This window comes from Taklimakanibacter deserti, from assembly GCA_003574785.1.
The window spans coordinates 42,534-60,289 of sequence record QORU01000004.1 but is presented as its reverse complement, the minus strand read 5'-3'; the positions used below and the strand labels follow the sequence as shown (position 1 = coordinate 60,289).

16 protein-coding genes are annotated in these 17,756 nt (G+C 63.0%); 6 read left to right on the top strand and 10 right to left on the bottom strand.

Going from position 1 to position 17,756, the window contains the following annotated elements; all coding sequences use genetic code 11:
• Positions 1–9 precede the first annotated feature (9 nt).
• From DS839_RS09035 to DS839_RS08995, 9 genes are all read right to left on the bottom strand, one after another.
• Positions 10–780, bottom strand: a complete 771-nt coding sequence (locus DS839_RS09035; RefSeq protein ID WP_119269995.1) for an SDR family NAD(P)-dependent oxidoreductase — start codon at positions 778–780, stop codon at positions 10–12.
• The gene (locus tag DS839_RS09030) at positions 773–1,744 is read right to left on the bottom strand and encodes a branched-chain amino acid ABC transporter permease (RefSeq protein ID WP_119269994.1); all 972 of its coding nucleotides are present in this window, start codon (positions 1,742–1,744) and stop codon (positions 773–775) included. Before DS839_RS09030 ends, DS839_RS09035 begins: the two co-directional genes overlap by 8 nt.
• The gene (locus DS839_RS09025; protein WP_119269993.1) at positions 1,744–2,634 is read right to left on the bottom strand and encodes a branched-chain amino acid ABC transporter permease; all 891 of its coding nucleotides are present in this window, start codon (positions 2,632–2,634) and stop codon (positions 1,744–1,746) included. Before DS839_RS09025 ends, DS839_RS09030 begins: the two co-directional genes overlap by 1 nt.
• Positions 2,635–2,905: 271 nt before the next feature.
• Complete coding sequence (locus DS839_RS09020) at positions 2,906–3,628, bottom strand: ABC transporter ATP-binding protein (RefSeq protein ID WP_119269992.1); 723 nt, start codon at positions 3,626–3,628, stop codon at positions 2,906–2,908.
• The gene (locus DS839_RS09015) at positions 3,625–4,398 is read right to left on the bottom strand and encodes an ABC transporter ATP-binding protein (protein ID WP_119269991.1); all 774 of its coding nucleotides are present in this window, start codon (positions 4,396–4,398) and stop codon (positions 3,625–3,627) included. The genes DS839_RS09020 and DS839_RS09015 overlap by 4 nt, the downstream gene beginning before the upstream one ends.
• 174 nt (positions 4,399–4,572) lie before the next feature.
• Entirely contained in the window at positions 4,573–5,775 is a 1,203-nt protein-coding gene (locus DS839_RS09010; protein ID WP_119269990.1) for an ABC transporter substrate-binding protein, read from the bottom strand.
• 38 nt (positions 5,776–5,813) lie between these two features.
• On the bottom strand, positions 5,814–6,905 hold the full coding sequence (locus tag DS839_RS09005) for a pyridoxal phosphate-dependent aminotransferase (RefSeq protein WP_119269989.1): 1,092 nt from the start codon (positions 6,903–6,905) through the stop codon (positions 5,814–5,816).
• On the bottom strand, positions 6,902–7,996 hold the full coding sequence (locus tag DS839_RS09000) for an LLM class flavin-dependent oxidoreductase (RefSeq protein ID WP_119269988.1): 1,095 nt from the start codon (positions 7,994–7,996) through the stop codon (positions 6,902–6,904). Before DS839_RS09000 ends, DS839_RS09005 begins: the two co-directional genes overlap by 4 nt.
• Entirely contained in the window at positions 7,993–9,234 is a 1,242-nt protein-coding gene (locus DS839_RS08995) for a kynureninase (RefSeq protein ID WP_119269987.1), read from the bottom strand. The genes DS839_RS09000 and DS839_RS08995 overlap by 4 nt, the downstream gene beginning before the upstream one ends.
• An 85-nt stretch (positions 9,235–9,319) precedes the next feature.
• Here DS839_RS08995 and DS839_RS08990 point away from each other — a divergent pair, with 85 nt between their 5' ends.
• From DS839_RS08990 to DS839_RS08980, 3 genes are read left to right on the top strand one after another with little or no spacing between them, the layout of a single operon-like run.
• Entirely contained in the window at positions 9,320–11,413 is a 2,094-nt protein-coding gene (locus tag DS839_RS08990) for a hydantoinase/oxoprolinase family protein (RefSeq protein ID WP_119269986.1), read from the top strand.
• Entirely contained in the window at positions 11,413–13,083 is a 1,671-nt protein-coding gene (locus tag DS839_RS08985; RefSeq protein ID WP_119269985.1) for a hydantoinase B/oxoprolinase family protein, read from the top strand. The genes DS839_RS08990 and DS839_RS08985 overlap by 1 nt, the downstream gene beginning before the upstream one ends.
• Positions 13,080–13,514, top strand: a complete 435-nt coding sequence (locus DS839_RS08980) for a hypothetical protein (RefSeq protein ID WP_119269984.1) — start codon at positions 13,080–13,082, stop codon at positions 13,512–13,514. Before DS839_RS08985 ends, DS839_RS08980 begins: the two co-directional genes overlap by 4 nt.
• Before the next feature lie 12 nt (positions 13,515–13,526).
• On the opposite strand, the gene DS839_RS08975 is transcribed toward DS839_RS08980, so the two are convergent.
• Positions 13,527–15,443 carry a BTAD domain-containing putative transcriptional regulator gene (locus DS839_RS08975; protein ID WP_119269983.1) on the bottom strand — a complete coding sequence of 639 codons (1,917 nt, stop codon included), beginning with the start codon at positions 15,441–15,443 and terminating at the stop codon, positions 13,527–13,529.
• A 164-nt stretch (positions 15,444–15,607) separates the two neighbouring features.
• On the opposite strand from DS839_RS08975, the gene DS839_RS08970 reads away from it, so the two are divergent.
• The 3 genes from DS839_RS08970 to DS839_RS08960 are packed head-to-tail and all read left to right on the top strand — an operon-like array spanning position 15,608 to position 17,756.
• Positions 15,608–15,787 (top strand): hypothetical protein, encoded by a 180-nt coding sequence (locus DS839_RS08970; RefSeq protein WP_119269982.1) that lies wholly within the window; start codon positions 15,608–15,610, stop codon positions 15,785–15,787.
• 2 nt (positions 15,788–15,789) lie between these two features.
• Positions 15,790–16,509 carry a gamma-glutamylcyclotransferase gene (locus DS839_RS08965; protein WP_162918408.1) on the top strand — a complete coding sequence of 240 codons (720 nt, stop codon included), beginning with the start codon at positions 15,790–15,792 and terminating at the stop codon, positions 16,507–16,509.
• A 20-nt stretch (positions 16,510–16,529) separates the two neighbouring features.
• Entirely contained in the window at positions 16,530–17,756 is a 1,227-nt protein-coding gene (locus tag DS839_RS08960; RefSeq protein ID WP_162918407.1) for an FAD-dependent oxidoreductase, read from the top strand.

Here is a 17,756-nt window from a genome sequence, read left to right as displayed (position 1 = left end):
AGCGCCCGTCTAAAGCGACGTGAACCCGCCGTCGATGAGGATCGTCTCGCCGCAGACGAGATCGGCAGCGGGGGAGGCCAGATAGAGCACGCAATCGGCCACTTCCTGGGGCTTGCCGAAACGGCCGAGCGGCGTCTTGTCGAGCATCGGCTTGCCCTTGGCCGGATCGCCCCAGACCTGCTCGCCCATTGGGGTCAAGATGATCGTCGGGCAAATCGCGTTGGTCTGGATATTGTGCTTCGCCCATTCCGACGTCATGACCTTGGTCAGCATGTTGAGGCCGCCCTTGGAGGCGGAATAGGCGGCATGGCCATCAATGGCGACGACGCCGGCCTGAGACGAGATATTGATGATCTTGCCCGAGCGCTGGGCGATCATCCTCGGTGCCAGCTCCCTGGCGAGCAGGAAGGGGGCGCGCAGATTGACCGCCATGGTCTGGTCCCAGTCCTCGACCTTGGCCTCGAGCAGCGTGTCGATCAAGGCGATGCCGGCATTGTTCACCAATATGTCGATGGTGCCGAAAGACTTGAGCGCGGTCTTCGCGGCCTCGACCGGGCCTTCCGCAGTCGCGAGATCGGCGGCAATGGTCACGCATTTGCGCCCCTGGGCCTCGACCGCCGTCTTCACCTCGGCGAGACCTTTCTCATCGCGCGCAACGGCGGCGATGTCGGCGCCGGCATCGGCCAGGACCTTGCAGATGTCGAGACCGATGCCCTTGGTGGCGCCGGTGACGAGAGCAGCCTTGCCGCTGAGCGAGAAGCGTTTGATCCAGTCAGCCATGGGTCTTGTCGTGGTCCTTGTCGAAGGCGATGCCGGGCGGCGAGCGCTCGGGGATGAGGCCTGAGCGATATTTCTGCAGAACGAACTGCAAAAGTAAACCGATCAGCAGCATGCGGATATAGGACGATCGTGTGGCGAGCTCGGCCGGGAGCCGGTTGGTCAGGATCTCGGTCATCGACCAGATGCCCCAGACGGCGAGCGCGCCGATGATGGCGCCCTTGTTGTTGCCGCTGCCACCCGCCATGAGCATGACCCAGGTGAGGAAGGTGATGAGCAGGGGCTCGGTCGCCTCGGGCGACAGGAAGCGGAAATAATGGGCGCTGAGTGCGCCCGCGACCCCCATGAGCGCCGCGCCGATGACGAAGGTCTGCAGCCGGAAGGAATCGACGTCCTTGCCGACGGCGCGCGCCGCGTCCTCGTTGTCGCGCACGGCGCGCAAGGCGCGGCCCCAGGGACTGTCATAGAGACGGTTGCAGATCAGATAGACGAGGCCGACGATCAGCCAAACGACGACGAGATAGAGGATATCCGCGTCGCGGCCCTGGAGCAGGCCGTCGAAGGGGCGCGGGATATTGGTGATGCCGAGGCTGCCATTGGTGAGCCAGTCCTCGTTGACGATCACCATGCGCAGGATCTCGGCGATGCCGATCGAGGCCATGGCGAGATAATCGCTCTTGAGCCTGATGCAGATCTTGGCCACCGCCCAGCCGGTGATCCCGGCGATCAAAGCGGACGCAAGGATGCCAATGGGCACAGGCAGCTCATAGCCGCCGAGATGGGTTTGCGCCGGTGCGGCGGTTAGGAGTGCCGATGTATAGGCGCCGACCGCGAAGAAGCCCGCAATGCCGGCATTGAACAGGCCGCCATAGCCCCATTGCACATTGAGGGCGAGGCAGAGAATGGCATAGATGCCGCCGGCGATGAGGAAGGCGACCAGATAAAAGAGAAGGCCTATCGGGTCCATCAGAGGAGCCTCCCCTTGAGCAGGCCTTGCGGGCGGAAGATGAGCAGGATCACCATGATCAGAAAGGCGGTCGCCGTCTTGTAGCCCGGATTGATCAGGGGCTCATCCGTGATCCAGGGATAGGCGGAAAGCTCCTCGATCAGACCAATGACCATGCCGCCCAAGAGCGCGCCCATGGGTTTGCCGATGCCACCCAGGATCGTCGCCGCGAACATCGGCAGTATGAGGTTCCAGCCGAGATTGGGCTGGATGTTGGTGTCGAGACCTGCGAGCACGCCGGCAATGGCGGCTAGGCTGCCGCCGATGATCCAGGTCGAGCGCACCACCTTCTCGGTGTCGAGACCGGCGACGCGGGCGAGTTCGGGATTGTCCGAGACGGCGCGCATCGAGCGGCCGGTCTTCGTCCGTGTCAGGAAGTAGTGCAGCGCGACCGCGGCGATGACGATGATCGCGATCGATTCCAGGTGAAGCACCGAAACGCGAATCATATCAAAGAGTACGAGCGGCTTCTGCACGCCGCGGATGAAGACCTGGTTCTGGCTTCCCCAGATGAGCTGGATCAACGAACGGAAGATCAGCGCCACGCCGAAGGAGGCGATCACCGTGTAGATGGTCGGCAGGTCGCGCAGGGGTTTGTAGAAGATCTTGTCGGCCAGCAGCACCGCCGCGACGGCGAGAACGATGCCGACGGGTAGCGCCAGCAAGGGATGGAGGCCCGACAGCCACACGGCGGTGAGCGTGCCATAGGCGCCGAGCGTCATCACATCGCCATGGGCGAAATGGGCAAAGCGCAATATGCCGAAAATCATCGAGATGCCGATCGCGCCCAAGGCATAGATGGAGCCCAGAGCCAGGCCGGGGATCAGATAGAAATTGATGAGCTCCATCATGAGGAGGGGCCCCGTCGTTTCCCTTCTCCCGCGCGTAGCGTGGGAGAAGGTGGCCGAAGGCCGGATGAGGGCTCTTTCGCGCAGTGTGCGATAATCTCGATGAGCGTTCCTCGCTGAAGCAAAGAGCCCTCACCCGCCCTCTCGCCTTCGCGAAGCCGGGGCTTCGTTTCGGCGCAGCAAGGTTGCTTCGCTTCAGCGGAGCAAGGTCGGGCACCCTCTCCCATTGCTGCGCAACGGGAGAGGGGGAATACGAGAGATAGCTCGCTCATTTTCATGAGGGGCGAGTGCCTCCCAGGAAGGAGCGACGGATCTCGTCACTGGCAAGGAGGTTCAAGCCGGTGTCGGACGCGAAATTGCGGCCATTGACGAGAACATAGGCGCGGTCGGCGATGCTCAGCGCCTGCCTCGCATTCTGCTCGACCATGAGGATGGTGACGCCGCTTTTACGGATGTCGAGGATGAGATCGAAGATGCGCTCGAGATAGGCGGGCGACAGGCCCGCGGTCGGCTCGTCGAGCAAGAGCAGCAAGGGCTCGCTCATCAAAGCGCGGCCCAAAGTCACCATCTGGCGCTGGCCGCCCGAGAGCTCGCCCGCCGGCTGGTCGAGCTTGCGCTCGAGATCGGGAAAGAGGCTGAGCACGCGGTTTTCCACCTCGGCGCGATTGCGCGGCGGCGATGCATAGGTGCCGATGTCGAGATTCTCCCTGACGGTGAGCGAGGGAAAAATGTTGCGCGTCTGCGGCACGGCGGAGATGCCCAAAGGCACCAGCTTCTGGGTCTCGAGCCGTGAGATATCGTTCCCGGAGAAGCGGATCGATCCGGAAATGATGCTGGTGAGCGCGAAGACCGATTTGATCACGGTCGACTTGCCGGCGCCATTCGGGCCGATGATGAGGACGATCTCGCCGGGCGCGACATTGAGATTGATATTGTCGATGATCGGCAGGCCGCCATAGCCGGCGGTCAACCCGTCGATCGAGAGGAGGGCGCTCACGTGCCCACCTCGTATTTGCCGCCGCCGAAATAAGCCTCGATGACGCGCTCGTCATGACGCACTTGATCGATCGTGCCGCGCGTCAGGACCGACCCTTGCGCCATCACGATGACATCGCCGCACAGGCGCGAGACATAATCGAGGTCATGCTCGATGAGGCAAAACGTATAGCCGCGCTCGGCATTGAGCAGCTTGATCTTCTCGGCGATCTTGCCGAGCAGTGTCCTGTTGATGCCGGCCCCGATCTCGTCGAGCAGGATGAGACGCGGCTCGCGCATCAAGCTGCGGCCAAGCTCGAGCAGCTTCTTCTGGCCGCCCGACAGATTGCCGGCCTTCTCGGTCGTGACATGCTTGAGCTCGAGGAAATCGAGCGTGTCGCGGGCACGCTCGTAGACGGCGCGCTCTTCGCGGCGGAACAGGCGGCGACGCAGCACGGCGTTGAAAGCGCTCTCGCCCTGGCTTGTATCTCCCGCGACCATGAGGTTCTCGATCACGGTGAGCGCGCCGAATTCATGCGGGATCTGGAAGGTGCGGGCGAGGCCCTTGCGGCTCCTCTCATGTGGAGCGAGGCGCGTGATGTCCTCGCCTTCCAGGAGCACCCGGCCCGATGTCGGGAAGAGGCGGCCGGCAATGATGTTGAAAAGCGTCGTCTTGCCGGCGCCGTTGGGACCGATGAGACCGGTGATCACGCCCTTTTCGATGGCAAAGCTCACATCGTCGACGGCATGAAGGCCGCCGAAGCGCATGATGATGTTTTCGAGAGTGATCACGAACCGTCTTTATCCAAAATCCCCTCTCCCCCTGCGGGGGAGAGGGTTAGGGTGAGGGGGATCCGGTGAAAAGATTCGTTCAGATGCAGGAACACTTCACCGTCCGTTCCCCCTCACCCTCCCGATGCTTCGCATCGGGCCCCTCCCTCTGCCCCGTTGGGGGTGAGGGTGTGTCTACTGGAAGATGGCGATCTGCTTGTAAGTCTCGCCATCGACGATGAACTTGCCGATATAGCCCGTCACATCGCCATGGGCGTCGAACTCATAAGAGCCGCCGGCACCTTCATAATTGATGTCCTTGCCGGCCTTGATCAGCTCCTTGGCCTTGGCCCATTCGCCGGGGCCAATGACCTCGCCCGGGGCGCTCGCCACGTCGCGCAAAGCCTGGCTCATCTTGGCCCGATCGGTCGAACCCGCTTTCTCGACCGCAAGCGCTGCCAGGAAAGTCGCATCATAGGTCTGGTCGACGAAGGGCTTGTCGGCGCCTTCCTTATATTCGGCGTTGAAAGCCTCATGCAGCTTGGCCGAAGCATCGTTCTTGTCGGGCGAGGTCGGGGCCGAGAAGAAGGACGTCTTCAGCGCATCCGCGCCCACTTCCTTGATGAGTTGGTCGTCGCGCAAGCCGTCGGTGCCGATGAAGCGCGAGAAGAAACCGCCTTCGATCGCCTGCTTGACGATCTTCGAGCCGGAGCCCGAAGCGTAAGCAATGACGACAAGCGCTTCCGGCTCGCCCTTGGCGAGGGTCGCGATCTCGGAGCGATAGGAGTTCTTCTTGTCTTCATGCTTCTCGAAGGCCGTGACCGTGCCGCCCGCCTTCTCATAGGCAGCCTTGAAGGTGTTGGCGATACCGACACCATAATCGTTGTTCACATAGGTGATGGCCACTTTCTTGATGCCCTCGTCGAGCACGATCTTGGTGAGCACGTCGCCCTGATAGTTGTCGCTGGGCACGAGCCGGAAAAGATGATCGTCGTCCTTCATGTCGGTCATGGAGGGCGAGGTGGCGGTGGGCGAGATCTGCACGACGCCGGCGGGAATCGTCACCGCGGTCGCCGCGGCAATGGTCGAGCCGGAAGCGAGCGCCCCCATGACGATGGGAACGTTCTCGACATTGACGAGCTTGGTCGCGGCGTCCACGGCCGGCTGCGAGGCCGCCTGGCTGTCGCCGACCACGAGCACGGCCTTGCCGTCCAGGAGACCGCCGCCGTCATTCACATGCTTGATGGCGAAATTGGCGGAATTCATCAAAGGCGGAATGAAGCTCGCCAATGGACCGGTCACGTCCATCAGGGCGCCGATCTTGGTGTCGGCGGCCTCAGCCATCGACGTGCCCGCGAGCAAACCCGCAAGCAGCGCCGTCACAACCGATTTCCTCATGTAGTTCCTCCCTGGTTTTAGATTGCCCATAGTTAAGCTCATTTCAGGTACTCTTCCAACAGCCGCACCAGAAGGTCGTTCTCGGCCCGGCTGCCCAGGCCGATACGGCTCCAATTGGCAAAGCCCGGCTCGCCCACCGGACGCAGCCAGATGCCTTCCTCCCGCATGGCCAGATCGATGAATTTCGCCGCCGATTTCCTCTTCTCGTCCGGAAAGCGGGTCAGCAGGAAATTGCCGTAGCCCGGCACGAAATGGAGCCCGAGCCGCGTGAAATGGCGCGCCAGGAAGCTCCTCTCGGCGGTCGTCTCGGCAACGACCCGGTCGACGAAGACCTGGTCCTCGACGGCGGCCGCGGCCGCCGCCTGCGCGATGGCGTTGATATTGCCGACCCCGCGCAACAGATTGAGGCCGGGCGTCATCCAGTCAGGCGCCAGCGCCCAGCCGACGCGCAAGGCGGCAAGGCCATAGGCCTTCGAGAAGGTGCGGGTGATGACGACATTGGGTTTTGCGCCGCCATAGCGCATCAGGCGGTCGAGGTCGACCTTCTCCATATATTCGCCATAGGCCAGGTCGAGCACCAGCACGATCTCAGGCGGCAAATTCTCATGCAGCCGGATGACGTCATCGACCGGGAGAAGCGTGCCGGTCGGGTTATTGGGAACAGCAAGGAAGACGAGCTTGGTCTTGGGGCCGAGGAGTGCCAGAAGTCCGTCGACATCGGTGATGTAGTCGTTCTCGGGCGCCCGCTTCAGCTCGGCGCCGAGCCTTGCCGCAACCACGGCGAATTGGAAGAAGCCCGACTGCGACATGATGATCTCATCGCCCGCGCGCACGAACATGCGGGCCACGACATCGAGAAGCTCTTCCGAGCCGTTGCCGCAGACGATGCGCTCAGGGTCGAGCGCGAATTGCTTGCCTATCGCCCGGCGTAGATCGGCGCTCGAGGGGTCGGGATAGCGGTTGGGATTGCCGAAACGCGCCTCCGCCGCGACCCAGGCCTTGCGCGAGCAGCCATAGGGGCTTTCATTGATGGCAAGCGAAATGAGCTTCTTGCCCTGAGGCGGGGTCGGCAGCACGAAAGGCAGCCGGCGCGGCGGATTGAAATAGGCCTGAGGCAGGGCAGCCGTCATGCCGCCCTCAATCCCGCGTCGCGCATCAGCGGCAACACTTCCTTCACGAAATAGGGAAGCTCGTCGAGATAGTTGACGAAAGACACGGTGGTCCCGGCGAAGCCCGCCTGATGCATCTTCACCATGTCGTCGACGATCTTCCTCGGCGTGCCGATGAGGGGATAGGTGCCGGCGCCGCCGGCGAAGCGCTTGGCATGCAGGCGGAAGGTCGCCTCGTCATGCGAGCCGGCGAATTTCTGCTTCTGGGTCATGTGATAGTCGACAGCGCCCTTGTCGGCTTCGGTCACCGCATAGCGCTCATAGTAAGCCTCGGCCTCGGCCTGCGCGGGCCGGCAGACGACATGCGCCGTGGCGAAGACGCCGAGCGTGCGTCCGAATTTTTCGGCCCGCGCCTTGATATCCGCGATATGCGCCTTGCCGGCATCGATCTCGGAAAATGTGGTGAGCAGGAAGTCGCTGGCCTGGGCGGCGAAATCGCGGCCCGGCGGCCCGAAGGCGGCATTGAAGGTGACGGGCCGCGGGCGCTGCACCGGCTGCGGCTTACCGGAGACATTCTTGAGCTGATAGTATTTTCCGGCAAAATCGAAGGGCTTCGGCTCGCTATAGATGCGGGTGATCACTTCATACCATTCCAGCGCCTGGGCATAGCGCTCGGCCTCGGCATGGATGCCGAACATGGCGAACTCATCCGGATTCCAGCCCGCCACGATATTGAGGCCGGCGCGTCCGTTGCTCACGTGATCGACGGTGGCCAGCGCCTTCGCGGCATAGACGGGATGGATCATCGGCACATGGATGGTCGAGAAGATGCCGATCTTCTCGGTGACGGCGGCAAGGGCGGAGGCGAAAGTGAAGGTCTCGAAGGAATGCTCGCGCGAATTGGTGGTGCCGCCGAAACCCTTCCAGCGCGCGATCGGCAGGAAGAAGTCGATGCCCGCCGCATCGGCCATGCGGCACAGTTTCGCGATATCGCTCCAGCGCGCCTGCCAGCGTTCAGGCACCGTGGTCAGCGTCAGCCCGCCATCGGCATTGGCCGAGAATATGCCGAGCTTGAACGGATTGGGTCCATAGACCGGATGGCGCGCGCTCACACGGATACTTTCTTGTACTTCGGTTGCTTCCAGATGTCTTCGACGAGGATACGTTTGAGCCGCGCCACGGTTTCATGAATGTCCTGATGCGAGATGACGAGCGGGCTGACGCCGAAGCGGATGGCGTCGGGCTTGCGGAAGGAGGACACGACACCGTGATCGATCAGCGCCTCGACGACCGAGCCCGCACCCGGCGAACGGAAGCTGACATTGCCGCCGCGCCTGTCATGATCGCGCGGCGATGTGACCTCGATGCCCAAGGATCCGCATTCCTGATCGAGCAATTGGATCAGGAGATCGGTCAGCGATCTGTGCCTGGCCCAGAGCTTTTGCGGATCGATCTTCGGCCAGATATCGAGGAGGGCTTTCGCCAGCTCATTGGCGGCGACGGCCGGCGTCCCGGCAATGAAGCGCTTGACGCCCGGATGCGGTGCGAAATCGCGGGTGAAGCCGAAAACGTCGGCATGACCCATCCAGCCGGCGAGCGCCGGCCAGACGGCATCGGCGATCTCCTGACGCGCATATATATAAGCCGGACCGCCGGGGCCGGTGCAGAGATATTTGTAGCCGCAACCGATCGCCATGTCGGTCCGGCTCTCCCTGAGCGCCACTGGCACGGCGCCCGCCGAATGCGACGTGTCCCACACGGTGAGCACGCCCTTGGCGTGGGCTGCCTCCGTGACGCGCTTCATGTCCCAGCGCTCGCCGGAGCGGTAGTCGACATGGCTCAAGGCGGCGACCGCCACGGTTTCATCCATGGCGGCAATGGCTTCCTGTTCGGTATCGATGAAGCGCAGGCTCAGGCGCCCGCGCGAGGCTTCGATCATGCCCTGAATTACGTGTACGTCAGTGGGGAAATTCCCGTTCTGGCTCAAGACGACGGAGCGCGGGTGATTGATCGCCAGGCAGTGGGCGACGGCCTTGAACTGATTGATGGTGGTCGAATCGCAGACCACCACTTCGCCCGGACCGGCGCCGATCATGGGCGCAATCGCATCGCCGAGCCTGGAGGGCATGTCGAGCCATTGCCGGTTGCTCCAGCCGCGGCGGCGGAGCGCCACCCAGTCGTCGAGCAGGCCTTCGGCGGATTGCCGCACGGCCTTCGGCATCGGGCCGATGGAATTGGCGTCCATGAAGATGGTGCCGGGCTTGAGCTCGAACAGATCGCGCAAATGCGCGAGCGGATCGGCGGCATCGAGGGCAATGGCGTCCTTGAGGGTGAGCGGCTTGGCCAGCATCCCGATATTATTTCATAACTAAAATATCGCGGCAACGGGGCATTTGCTCTTGCGGAATTCCGCGGCTCCAAGCTAGGGAGAGGCCATGGCCGCACGACATGCTATCAAGCTTGCCGCCGACATCGGGGGCACGTTCACCGACATCGTTCTCGAAACCGCCAACCGCCGGCATAGCTGCAAGGTGCTGACGACGACGGCGGCACCCGAGCTCGGCGTTCTCGAAGGCATCGAGATCGTGCTTCTGGAGGCGAAAGTCGCCGCCCGAGACGTCGATGTCTTCATCCATGGCACGACACTCGCCACCAATGCGCTGATCGAGCGCAAGGGCGCCAGGACCGCCCTCATCACCACGGAAGGCTTCCGCGACGTGGTGGAGACGGGCTATGAGAAGCGCTTCGACCATTACGATCTGATGATCGACCGGCCGGCACCTCTGGTGCCGCGGACGAGGCGCTACACTGTGCGCGAAAGGCTCGCCGTCAATGGCGATGTCCTGGTGCCGCTCGACGAAGCCGCCATCCCGGAGCTTGCCCGGAAGCTCAATGAAGAGCGGGTCAACGCCGTTGCCATCGGCTTCCTGCATTCTTACGCACATGATGCACATGAGAAACGCGTGCGCGACATTCTCAAGCCTCTTCTGGACGATCATGTCACCCTTTGCCTGTCGAGCGAGGTCAGCCCAGAGATCCGCGAATATGAGCGCTTCTCGACCACTTGCGCCAATGCCTATGTGCGCCCGCTGATGTCGGGCTATCTCGCGCGCCTGCGCGATGAGCTCTCGCGACGCGGCTTCAAGGCGCCCTTGTTCCTGATGATGTCGGGCGGCGGGCTCACCACGCTCGAAACCGCGGCGCGCTTTCCCATCCGCCTCGTCGAATCGGGGCCGGCGGGCGGCGCCATCCTCGCCAGCACCATCGCGCGGCAATGCGGGCTCGATGAAGTTCTGTCCTTCGACATGGGCGGCACGACCGCCAAGATCTGCCTCCTGTCCGACGGTGAGCCCGAACGGGCGCGCAAATTCGAGATCGCGCGCGCCTATCGCGACATGAAGGGTTCGGGCCTGCCGGTGCGCATCCCGGTCATCGAGATGGTCGAGATCGGCGCCGGCGGCGGCTCGATCGCGCGCGTCGACAAGCTCGGGCGCATCACCGTCGGGCCCGACAGCGCCGGCTCCACGCCCGGACCCGTCTCCTATGGCCGCGGCGGCAGCGAGCCCGCGGTCACCGATGCCAATGTCGTCCTCGGCAAGATCGACCCCGCCTTCTTCGCCGGCGGCAAGATCGCGCTCGACGAAGCGGGTGCCAAGCAGGCGCTGCAGGACGCCATCGGAGTGCCCCTCAAGCTCGACGGCATCTGGCCTGCGGCCGGTGTCACCGAGATCGTCGAGGAGAACATGGCCAATGCGGCGCGCGTCCATGCCATCGAGCGCGGCAAAGACATCGGCCAATGCACCATGATCGCCTTTGGCGGCGCGGCGCCCTTGCATGCCTGCCATCTCGCCGAAAAGCTTGGGCTCAACCAGATCATCGTGCCGAGCGGCGCCGGTGTCGGATCGGCCATCGGCTTCCTTCAGGCGCCGATCGCCTATGAGATCACCCGCAGCGCGGCTATCGCGATCGATGATTTCGACGCGGCGGCGGCCAACCGGCTCCTCAGATCGATGGAGCGCGATGCGCGCCGCGTGGTGGAGCCCGCCGTGGCTGGTGAAAAGCTCAAGGTGCTCCGCATCGCCGACTTCCGCTATGTCGGGCAGGGGCATGAGATCCGGGTCCCCTTGCCAGTGGGCGAGCTCAAGGCTTCCGACGGCCCGAAGCTCAGGGCCGCCTTCGAGAAGCTCTACAAGGTGCTCTATGGCCTCATCATCCCCAAGATGGAGATCGAGGCCGTGACCTGGTCGGTGACGGTGTCCTCGGCACCGCCGCAGGTGAAGCGCGCCGGCAGGCCGAAGGCGGCCGCGGCGCCCAAGCCCCGCAAGTCGCGGCAGGTCTATGATCCCGATGTCGGCAAGCTCGTATCCATGCCGATCTATTGGCGCTTCGAGATGAAGCCGGGTGCACGCATCAAGGGGCCTGCGATCATCGCCGAGAACGAGACCTCGACGCTGGTCGGGTCCAATTTCAAGGCCCATATCGACAGCCTGGGCTATATCGTCCTTGAACGGGCGAAGGGAGGCCGCTGATGTCCAAGCACGCGCTCGCCGCGATCCGCACGCAAGTCATGTGGAACCGGCTCATCGCCGTCGTCGAGGAGCAGGCGCAGTCGCTCTTGCGCACCGCCTTCGGCACGATCACGCGCGAGGCCGGCGATCTCTCGGCCGGCGTCTATGACACCAAGGGTCGCATGCTGGCGCAGGCGATGACCGGCACGCCTGGCCATGTCAACACCATGGCGACGGCGGTCGAGCATTTCTTCCAGTGGTATCCGGTCAAGGACATGAAGCCGGGCGACGTCTATATCACCAACGATCCCTGGCTCGGCACCGGCCATCTCTTCGACTATGTGGTGATGACGCCGGTGTTCTTGGGGAAGAAGCCGGTCGCGATCTTCGCCTCGACCTGCCATGTCATCGATGTCGGCGGCGTCGGCATGTCGGCGCGAGCGTATTCATCGTTCGAAGAAGGAACCCTCATCCCGCATCTCATGCTGCGCAAGGCGGGCGAGATCAACGAGGAATTGCTTTCAGTCATCCTCGCCAATTCGCGCAACCCGATCGAGGTCCGAGGCGATCTCCTGTCGCTGGTCAGCGCCAATGACACGGGGGCACGGCGCCTCATCGACATGATGACGGAATTCGGCCTCAAGGACATCGACAAGCTGGCCGAGCATATCCTCACCCAATCGGTGAAGGCGACGCGCGAGGCGATCCGCGCGCTGCCGGAAGGCGAGTGGTCCTATGAGATGCCGCTCGACGGCTATGAAGCGCCGATCCTGATCAAATCCAAGCTCACCATCAAGGCGGGCAAGATCACCATCGATTTCACCGGCTCGTCGCCCGCCTCGGTGCGCGGCATCAACAGTCCGCGCACCTATACGCATGCCTATTCGGTCTTCGGCCTCAAGGCGGTAGTGGCACCCCATGTGCCGAACAATATCGGCTCGCTCTCCTGCTTCGATCTCGTGACCGAGGCCGGCACTTGCGTCGATCCGATCCGGCCGAGCCCGGTCACGGCGCGCCATGTCATCGGCCAGATGCTGGCGGATGCGACCTTCGGCTGCCTGGCGCAGGCGCTGCCGGGCAAGGTGCAGGCGGAAAGTGCCGGCAGCATCTGGATCCTATCGCTGTCGAGCGCGCATGAGCAGGTTTCCGCCAAGGAGACGGAAGGGGCGCAGCGCTTCCAGGTGACGAATGTGGGACTGGGCGGCATCGGCGGCAGGCCCGGCAAGGACGGGCTTTCGACCACCGCTTTTCCGTCCGGCATCGGCGCCATACCGGCCGAGATCACCGAGGCGCAATGCCCGCTCTATTTCAAGCGCAAGCAGTATCTGCCCGATTCCGGCGGCGCCGGCGAATTCCGCGGCGGGCTCGGCCAGGTGATCGAGATCGCCAATCGCGAGAAGACGCCGTTCATCATCTCGGCGGCGACCTTCGACCGCATCCACAATCCTGCCCGGGGACGCGAAGGCGGCAGCCCCGGGCGCAAGGGCAGCGCCCATCTCGGCAGCGGACCCAAGCTCAAGGACAAGGGCAATCACGTCGTGCCTGTTGGCGACAGCCTCGTCGTCGAATTGCCGGGCGGCGGCGGCTTCGGCCGGCCGCAGCAACGTGGCGCCGAGGCGATAAAGGCGGACATCGATGCGGGCCTGGTCAGCGAGGCGGCCGCCGAACAGGATTACGGGTACGCCACATGAATGCCGGGCAGTCGCATATCACATCGGTCACGGTGATGAGCTCGGCTGCAGGCGTCTTCGCCCGCATGAGCGATGTCCGCAATCTTCATCGCTGGTCCTTCGGCACCTGGAAGACCGAGATATTGCCGGACGACCTCGTGCTCGGCACCAGCCTGTTCGACGGCAGCCTCATCTATGTGCACATCGACAAGGATGAGGCGCGTCTCATCATCGACTATCATCTGGGAGCAGAAGCCTCGAAGCTCGTGCCGCGCATCCAGTTGCGTGTGGTACCCGGTGGGCATGTCGGACTTGGCGATGATCAATGCGTGCTGACCTTTATCGCCTGGCGTTCGGAGGCGATGGATGACGACCGCTGGCGCAGGCTGACGGCGTCGCATGAAATGGAAGCGGTACTGGTGAAGTCGCTGATCGAGAGCGGGCAGATGTGACGCGCTGCCGGCCTATTCCGGCAGGCCGGCCTTGATCATTCCTGCTCGGAAGTGCGCTATGTTATCGGACCCCCACTTGCCTTTTCTTTCTTGCAACAAGCGGAAGCCCGGCCGCATCTTCATAATTGTTTCCACGACGGCTCTTGCTTCGTCCATCCGATCCAGTTGCGCATAGCAGGCGGCGAGGCGGCACAGCACCCACACACGCGGATTGCGCCTGTGGTTGAAAGCTTCGATCGCTTCTTCATATTTTTCGCAGACATAGAGCGCGCTGCCGAAGTCGACCCAGTACCACTCAGGGTGATAGGGGTTGAGCCGGAACGCTTCTCTGTACATGGACAATCCGAGTTCTCGCTTTCCGCGCATCATCGTCAGGACGGCGAGACCGGTAAGCGCATTGGCATCGCTCGGATTGAGCTCCACTGACTTGCGATAGCATTGCTCTTCGCCATCGAGATCACCGCTATAGGTCAAAGCGATCCCCATCAGCCACCAGATCCGCGGCTCGTCGGGATCGAGAACGGAGGCCCGGCGAATGAGGGCAACAGCAGCCTCGAGGATATCAGGAGGGGTCGCTTCGTAACCGTGATAGACGATGTCGGCGAAGCCGCGATAGGCCATGGCGAGTGCGAAGCCCGGATCGGCGGCGAGCGCCTTGTCGAAATGCTCGATCGCCAGCTTATTGTCATCCGGCTCATAGCCCCTGAGATGCTTGATGCCGACGAGAAGATGTTCATAGGCTGCCAGCGTCGGCTTGCGTCGGCTTCGCTCCAACAATGTGCTCTCGACTTGCGCATTTATGCTTGGCAGCACCGCCGCCATGATCTTGTCCGGCGCGGACAAGATGTCGGCCGCCTTGAGGTTGAACTGGCCGCTCCATTTCTGCGTGCGGGTCGCGGTGTCGACCAGCTTGACCGTCATGCGCAAACAGTCCTGCGGCCGCTGCAAACTGCCTTGAACCACGAGATCGACACCGAGACGCTTCCCGATCTCCTGAGCGTCCGATGTGGTCTTGGCGATCTCGGCCGAGGAAAAGCGGTCGATGACGGAAAACAGCCTGAACCGGCCGAGACCCGACGTGATGTCTTCTGCGAGGCCTTCGCACAGGACATCGAGATCGGGCTCCCGACTGATGTTGTGGAAGGGCATGACCGCGATCGACGGCCGCCCTTCGGCCGGCATGGCGAGCGCTATCGGTTCAGCCGGTTTCGCAGCGCCGAGGATATCGCGATAGACTTTCTCCGTTTCCGGTGCCGCCTTGACGCCAAGCTCCTCTGTGAGAGCTGCTTCACATTGAGCGAACAGCTTGAGCGCTTCCGTGCGCTTGCCATCTCTCACCAGCAGCTGCATCAAGGCGCGGCAGACCGGTTCTCTGAGCCGGTCGCGATCGAGCAGCCGGCGCGCCAGACGGACGGCTGAAGCCAGATCCTGCTGGCTCATTTCGGTCGTAGCGAGACGCTCGACCACTGATGCCGCGAGGTCTTCCAGCCTTTGCCGCTCCGGTAACAGCCACTGGCCATATTCGGGGCTCGGCGCCTCGAAGCCATCGAGCAATGGACCGGAATAGAGCATGGGAGAGGCGGCAAGGGTCGAGATATCCGCTGCCCTCCGTTCAAACTCCTCGACATCGAGGTTGAAGGCTGAGGGCTTCACGCTCACGCTGTCGCGGCCGGCGAGAAGCACGGAGTCCGCATCATTGCCAAAGGCGCCCCGCAACGCGGCCAGGGACTGGCGTAGGCTGCCGCGAGCCTGTTCCTCGGCCCGATCCGCCCATAGGAGACCGGCAAGCCTGTCGCGCGACACTGGCCGGCCGGATTGCAGGCCAAGAAATCCCAGCAACAGCCGGTCCTTGCGATTGTGCAATTCGACCTGTTCACCCGCCCGCTCGACCGCGAAGCCTCCGAGGAGCCTCAACGACCACATCGCCATGGCTAAACCACCCGGCCCGGATAGGAATTCATGAAGAATTCACGGAAAGGCGACCATCCAGCAGGCCTTTGGCGGCAAGGTTTCACGCTCGGACTCCGGGGCAATTCACGAAACCTGTGCATTCTTCCCCTGCGAAACATTAGCCAAGCAGGAGAACCCCGACAATGGCGAACATCCAGACATTATTATCAACCCTTCTGGGACCCGGATTCGCGAAAGAGGCAGCGCGGGCTCCGATGCCGGCCGAAGGCCGGCTCGACCGGATCGAACATGATCTGATCGGCCTCTCGGACACCGACGCCATGTGGTACTACGAACTCAGAAAATGGCGGGGCAGGGACTGATCATGCTCGATGGCTCAGCGACAGCGCGGGTACGGCTTTCGCCCGAACTCGTTGCCTTTTGCGAGAGGCCTGAACCGAAGCAGGGTCCGGAGCCGGGGCTCGCTTATTTCTCGGAAGGCGATTACCAGGCCGCCGCCGATAGATTTCTCGCCGAAGCGAGCGATGGTCCCCTCTGGGTTTTCGCCTATGGGTCGCTGCTGTGGAGTCCGGCCTTCAATGCCGAGGCCAGGCACCTTGCCGAGGCCAAGGGCTGGCGGCGCGAGTTCTGCATGGAGATCAGACGTTGGCGAGGCAGTCCCGAGCAACCCGGACTCATGATGGGGTTGCGCAAAGGTGGCACTTGCTCAGGCGTCGTCCTGCAACTCGCCCATGATGATCGTCGCGGCCAACTGGTGCGGCTGCTCAGACGCGAAGTCGATACCGATGAGGATCTCCAGTCGGTGCGCTGGATCGAGGCCGACACGAGTTTGGGAAAGGTGCGCGCGCTCGCCTGTTGGGCGGAGCCCGTCAGGAGCCGGATGTTCGTCGAGAAGTCCATCGAAGAACAAGCCCACATGCTCGCGCGTGCTTGCGGCTTCGGGGGATCGGGCGCCGCCTATCTTCACCGGACAATGACGAGCCTAGCCGGTCTCGGGATCGCTGACGACTATCTGACCACGCTCGATGAGCTGGTTGCCCAGGAAATCATCGGACGGACCGGCTTTAGTGTATCATCCCTTTAGAGTGGATGAGGCATGGGCGCGTGAATTATGACCTGATCATTGTCGGAGGCGGCCTCGCCGGCTCAGCTCTCGCCATCGCATTGGCTCCGCTCGGGGCCCGGATACTCATCATCGAACACCAGGACCCGTTTCGCGACCGCATCCGAGGCGAAGTCCTCATGCCGTGGGGAAGCCTGGAGGCCAAGCGCCTCGGCATCTATAACCTTCTCCTCAAAAGCTGCGCCATCGAGGTCGCCTATTATTCGAGGTTCAGACCCGGTGCCGCTGCTTTGGTGCGCGATCTTGTGGCGACGACGCCCGGCAATACATGCTGCATGACCTTCCCGCATCCCGCCATGCAAGAGGTCCTGCTGGCCGAGGCAGCGGCTTTAGGGGCAGAGGTCAGGCGTGGGGAGGCGGTTGCCGCCGTCACACCCGGCGAGCCCGCCCGAGTCCACATCGGAAGCGATGCTGCCGGCCTTTCAGCACGTCTTGTCGTTCTCGCCGACGGACGTGACTCGCGGCTGCGAACGCCTGTCGGTTTCGAGGTCAAGCGTGATCCTGAGCAACTGATCATTGCCGGCATGATCCTGGAAGGCGAGACCGATTGTTCGGAGTTTCTGGCGGGCAGCGCTCCACCCCAAGCGAGCACAATCAACCTCTTTTATGATCCAGCCGGCGGACGAATGGTGATCGCGATGCGCATAGCGCCGGGGCGTAATCGCATCTATCTGATCTACCATAAAGATGCTCTGCCGAAGCGCCTGTCAGGCCGACATTCGGTCGAAGAGACGATCCGCCAGCTTCAGGGAGCGGGTGCGCCAGGCCATTGGTTCGAGCGCGCCCAGCAGGTTGGGCCCTTTGCAAGCTTCGATGGATCGCATCGCTGGGTCGGGCGGCCCTACCGCGATGGTGTGGTTCTGATCGGCGATGCCGCAGCGGCCACCGATCCGACCTGGGGACGCGGTCTGTCGCGAACCCTGCGCGATGTGAGGTTGCTACGCGATCGGTTGATCGCGGACACGAACTGGCGGACCGCGGCTCAAGCCTATGCGGATGACCATGATGATTTCTACGGACGCATGCGGCGGCTCGAAGCCATGGAAACAACCTTGTTGTTCGAACGTGGCGAGGAGGCCGACCAACGCCGCAGGCGGGCATTTGCACTCTTTGCGCAGGATCCAAGCCGCATCCCTGATGCCACCGGGTTAGGACCCGAGGCGCCATCCGACGATGTGGCCAGGGCGCGGTATTTCGGCGAGATTTAG

Excerpts from the sequence above, each read along its gene's own strand:
- DS839_RS09035 (WP_119269995.1), bottom strand. The coding sequence starts at position 780 with ATGGCTGACTGGATCAAACGCTTCTCGCTCAGCGGCAAGGCTGCTCTC.
- DS839_RS09030 (WP_119269994.1), bottom strand. The coding sequence starts at position 1,744 with ATGGACCCGATAGGCCTTCTCTTTTATCTGGTCGCCTTCCTCATCGCC.
- DS839_RS09025 (WP_119269993.1), bottom strand. The coding sequence starts at position 2,634 with ATGATGGAGCTCATCAATTTCTATCTGATCCCCGGCCTGGCTCTGGGC.
- DS839_RS09010 (WP_119269990.1), bottom strand. The coding sequence starts at position 5,775 with ATGAGGAAATCGGTTGTGACGGCGCTGCTTGCGGGTTTGCTCGCGGGC.
- DS839_RS09005 (WP_119269989.1), bottom strand. The coding sequence starts at position 6,905 with ATGACGGCTGCCCTGCCTCAGGCCTATTTCAATCCGCCGCGCCGGCTG.
- DS839_RS08995 (WP_119269987.1), bottom strand. The coding sequence starts at position 9,234 with ATGCTGGCCAAGCCGCTCACCCTCAAGGACGCCATTGCCCTCGATGCC.
- DS839_RS08990 (WP_119269986.1), top strand. The coding sequence starts at position 9,320 with ATGGCCGCACGACATGCTATCAAGCTTGCCGCCGACATCGGGGGCACG.
- DS839_RS08985 (WP_119269985.1), top strand. The coding sequence starts at position 11,413 with ATGTCCAAGCACGCGCTCGCCGCGATCCGCACGCAAGTCATGTGGAAC.
- DS839_RS08980 (WP_119269984.1), top strand. The coding sequence starts at position 13,080 with ATGAATGCCGGGCAGTCGCATATCACATCGGTCACGGTGATGAGCTCG.
- DS839_RS08975 (WP_119269983.1), bottom strand. The coding sequence starts at position 15,443 with ATGGCGATGTGGTCGTTGAGGCTCCTCGGAGGCTTCGCGGTCGAGCGG.
- DS839_RS08970 (WP_119269982.1), top strand. The coding sequence starts at position 15,608 with ATGGCGAACATCCAGACATTATTATCAACCCTTCTGGGACCCGGATTC.
- DS839_RS08965 (WP_162918408.1), top strand. The coding sequence starts at position 15,790 with ATGCTCGATGGCTCAGCGACAGCGCGGGTACGGCTTTCGCCCGAACTC.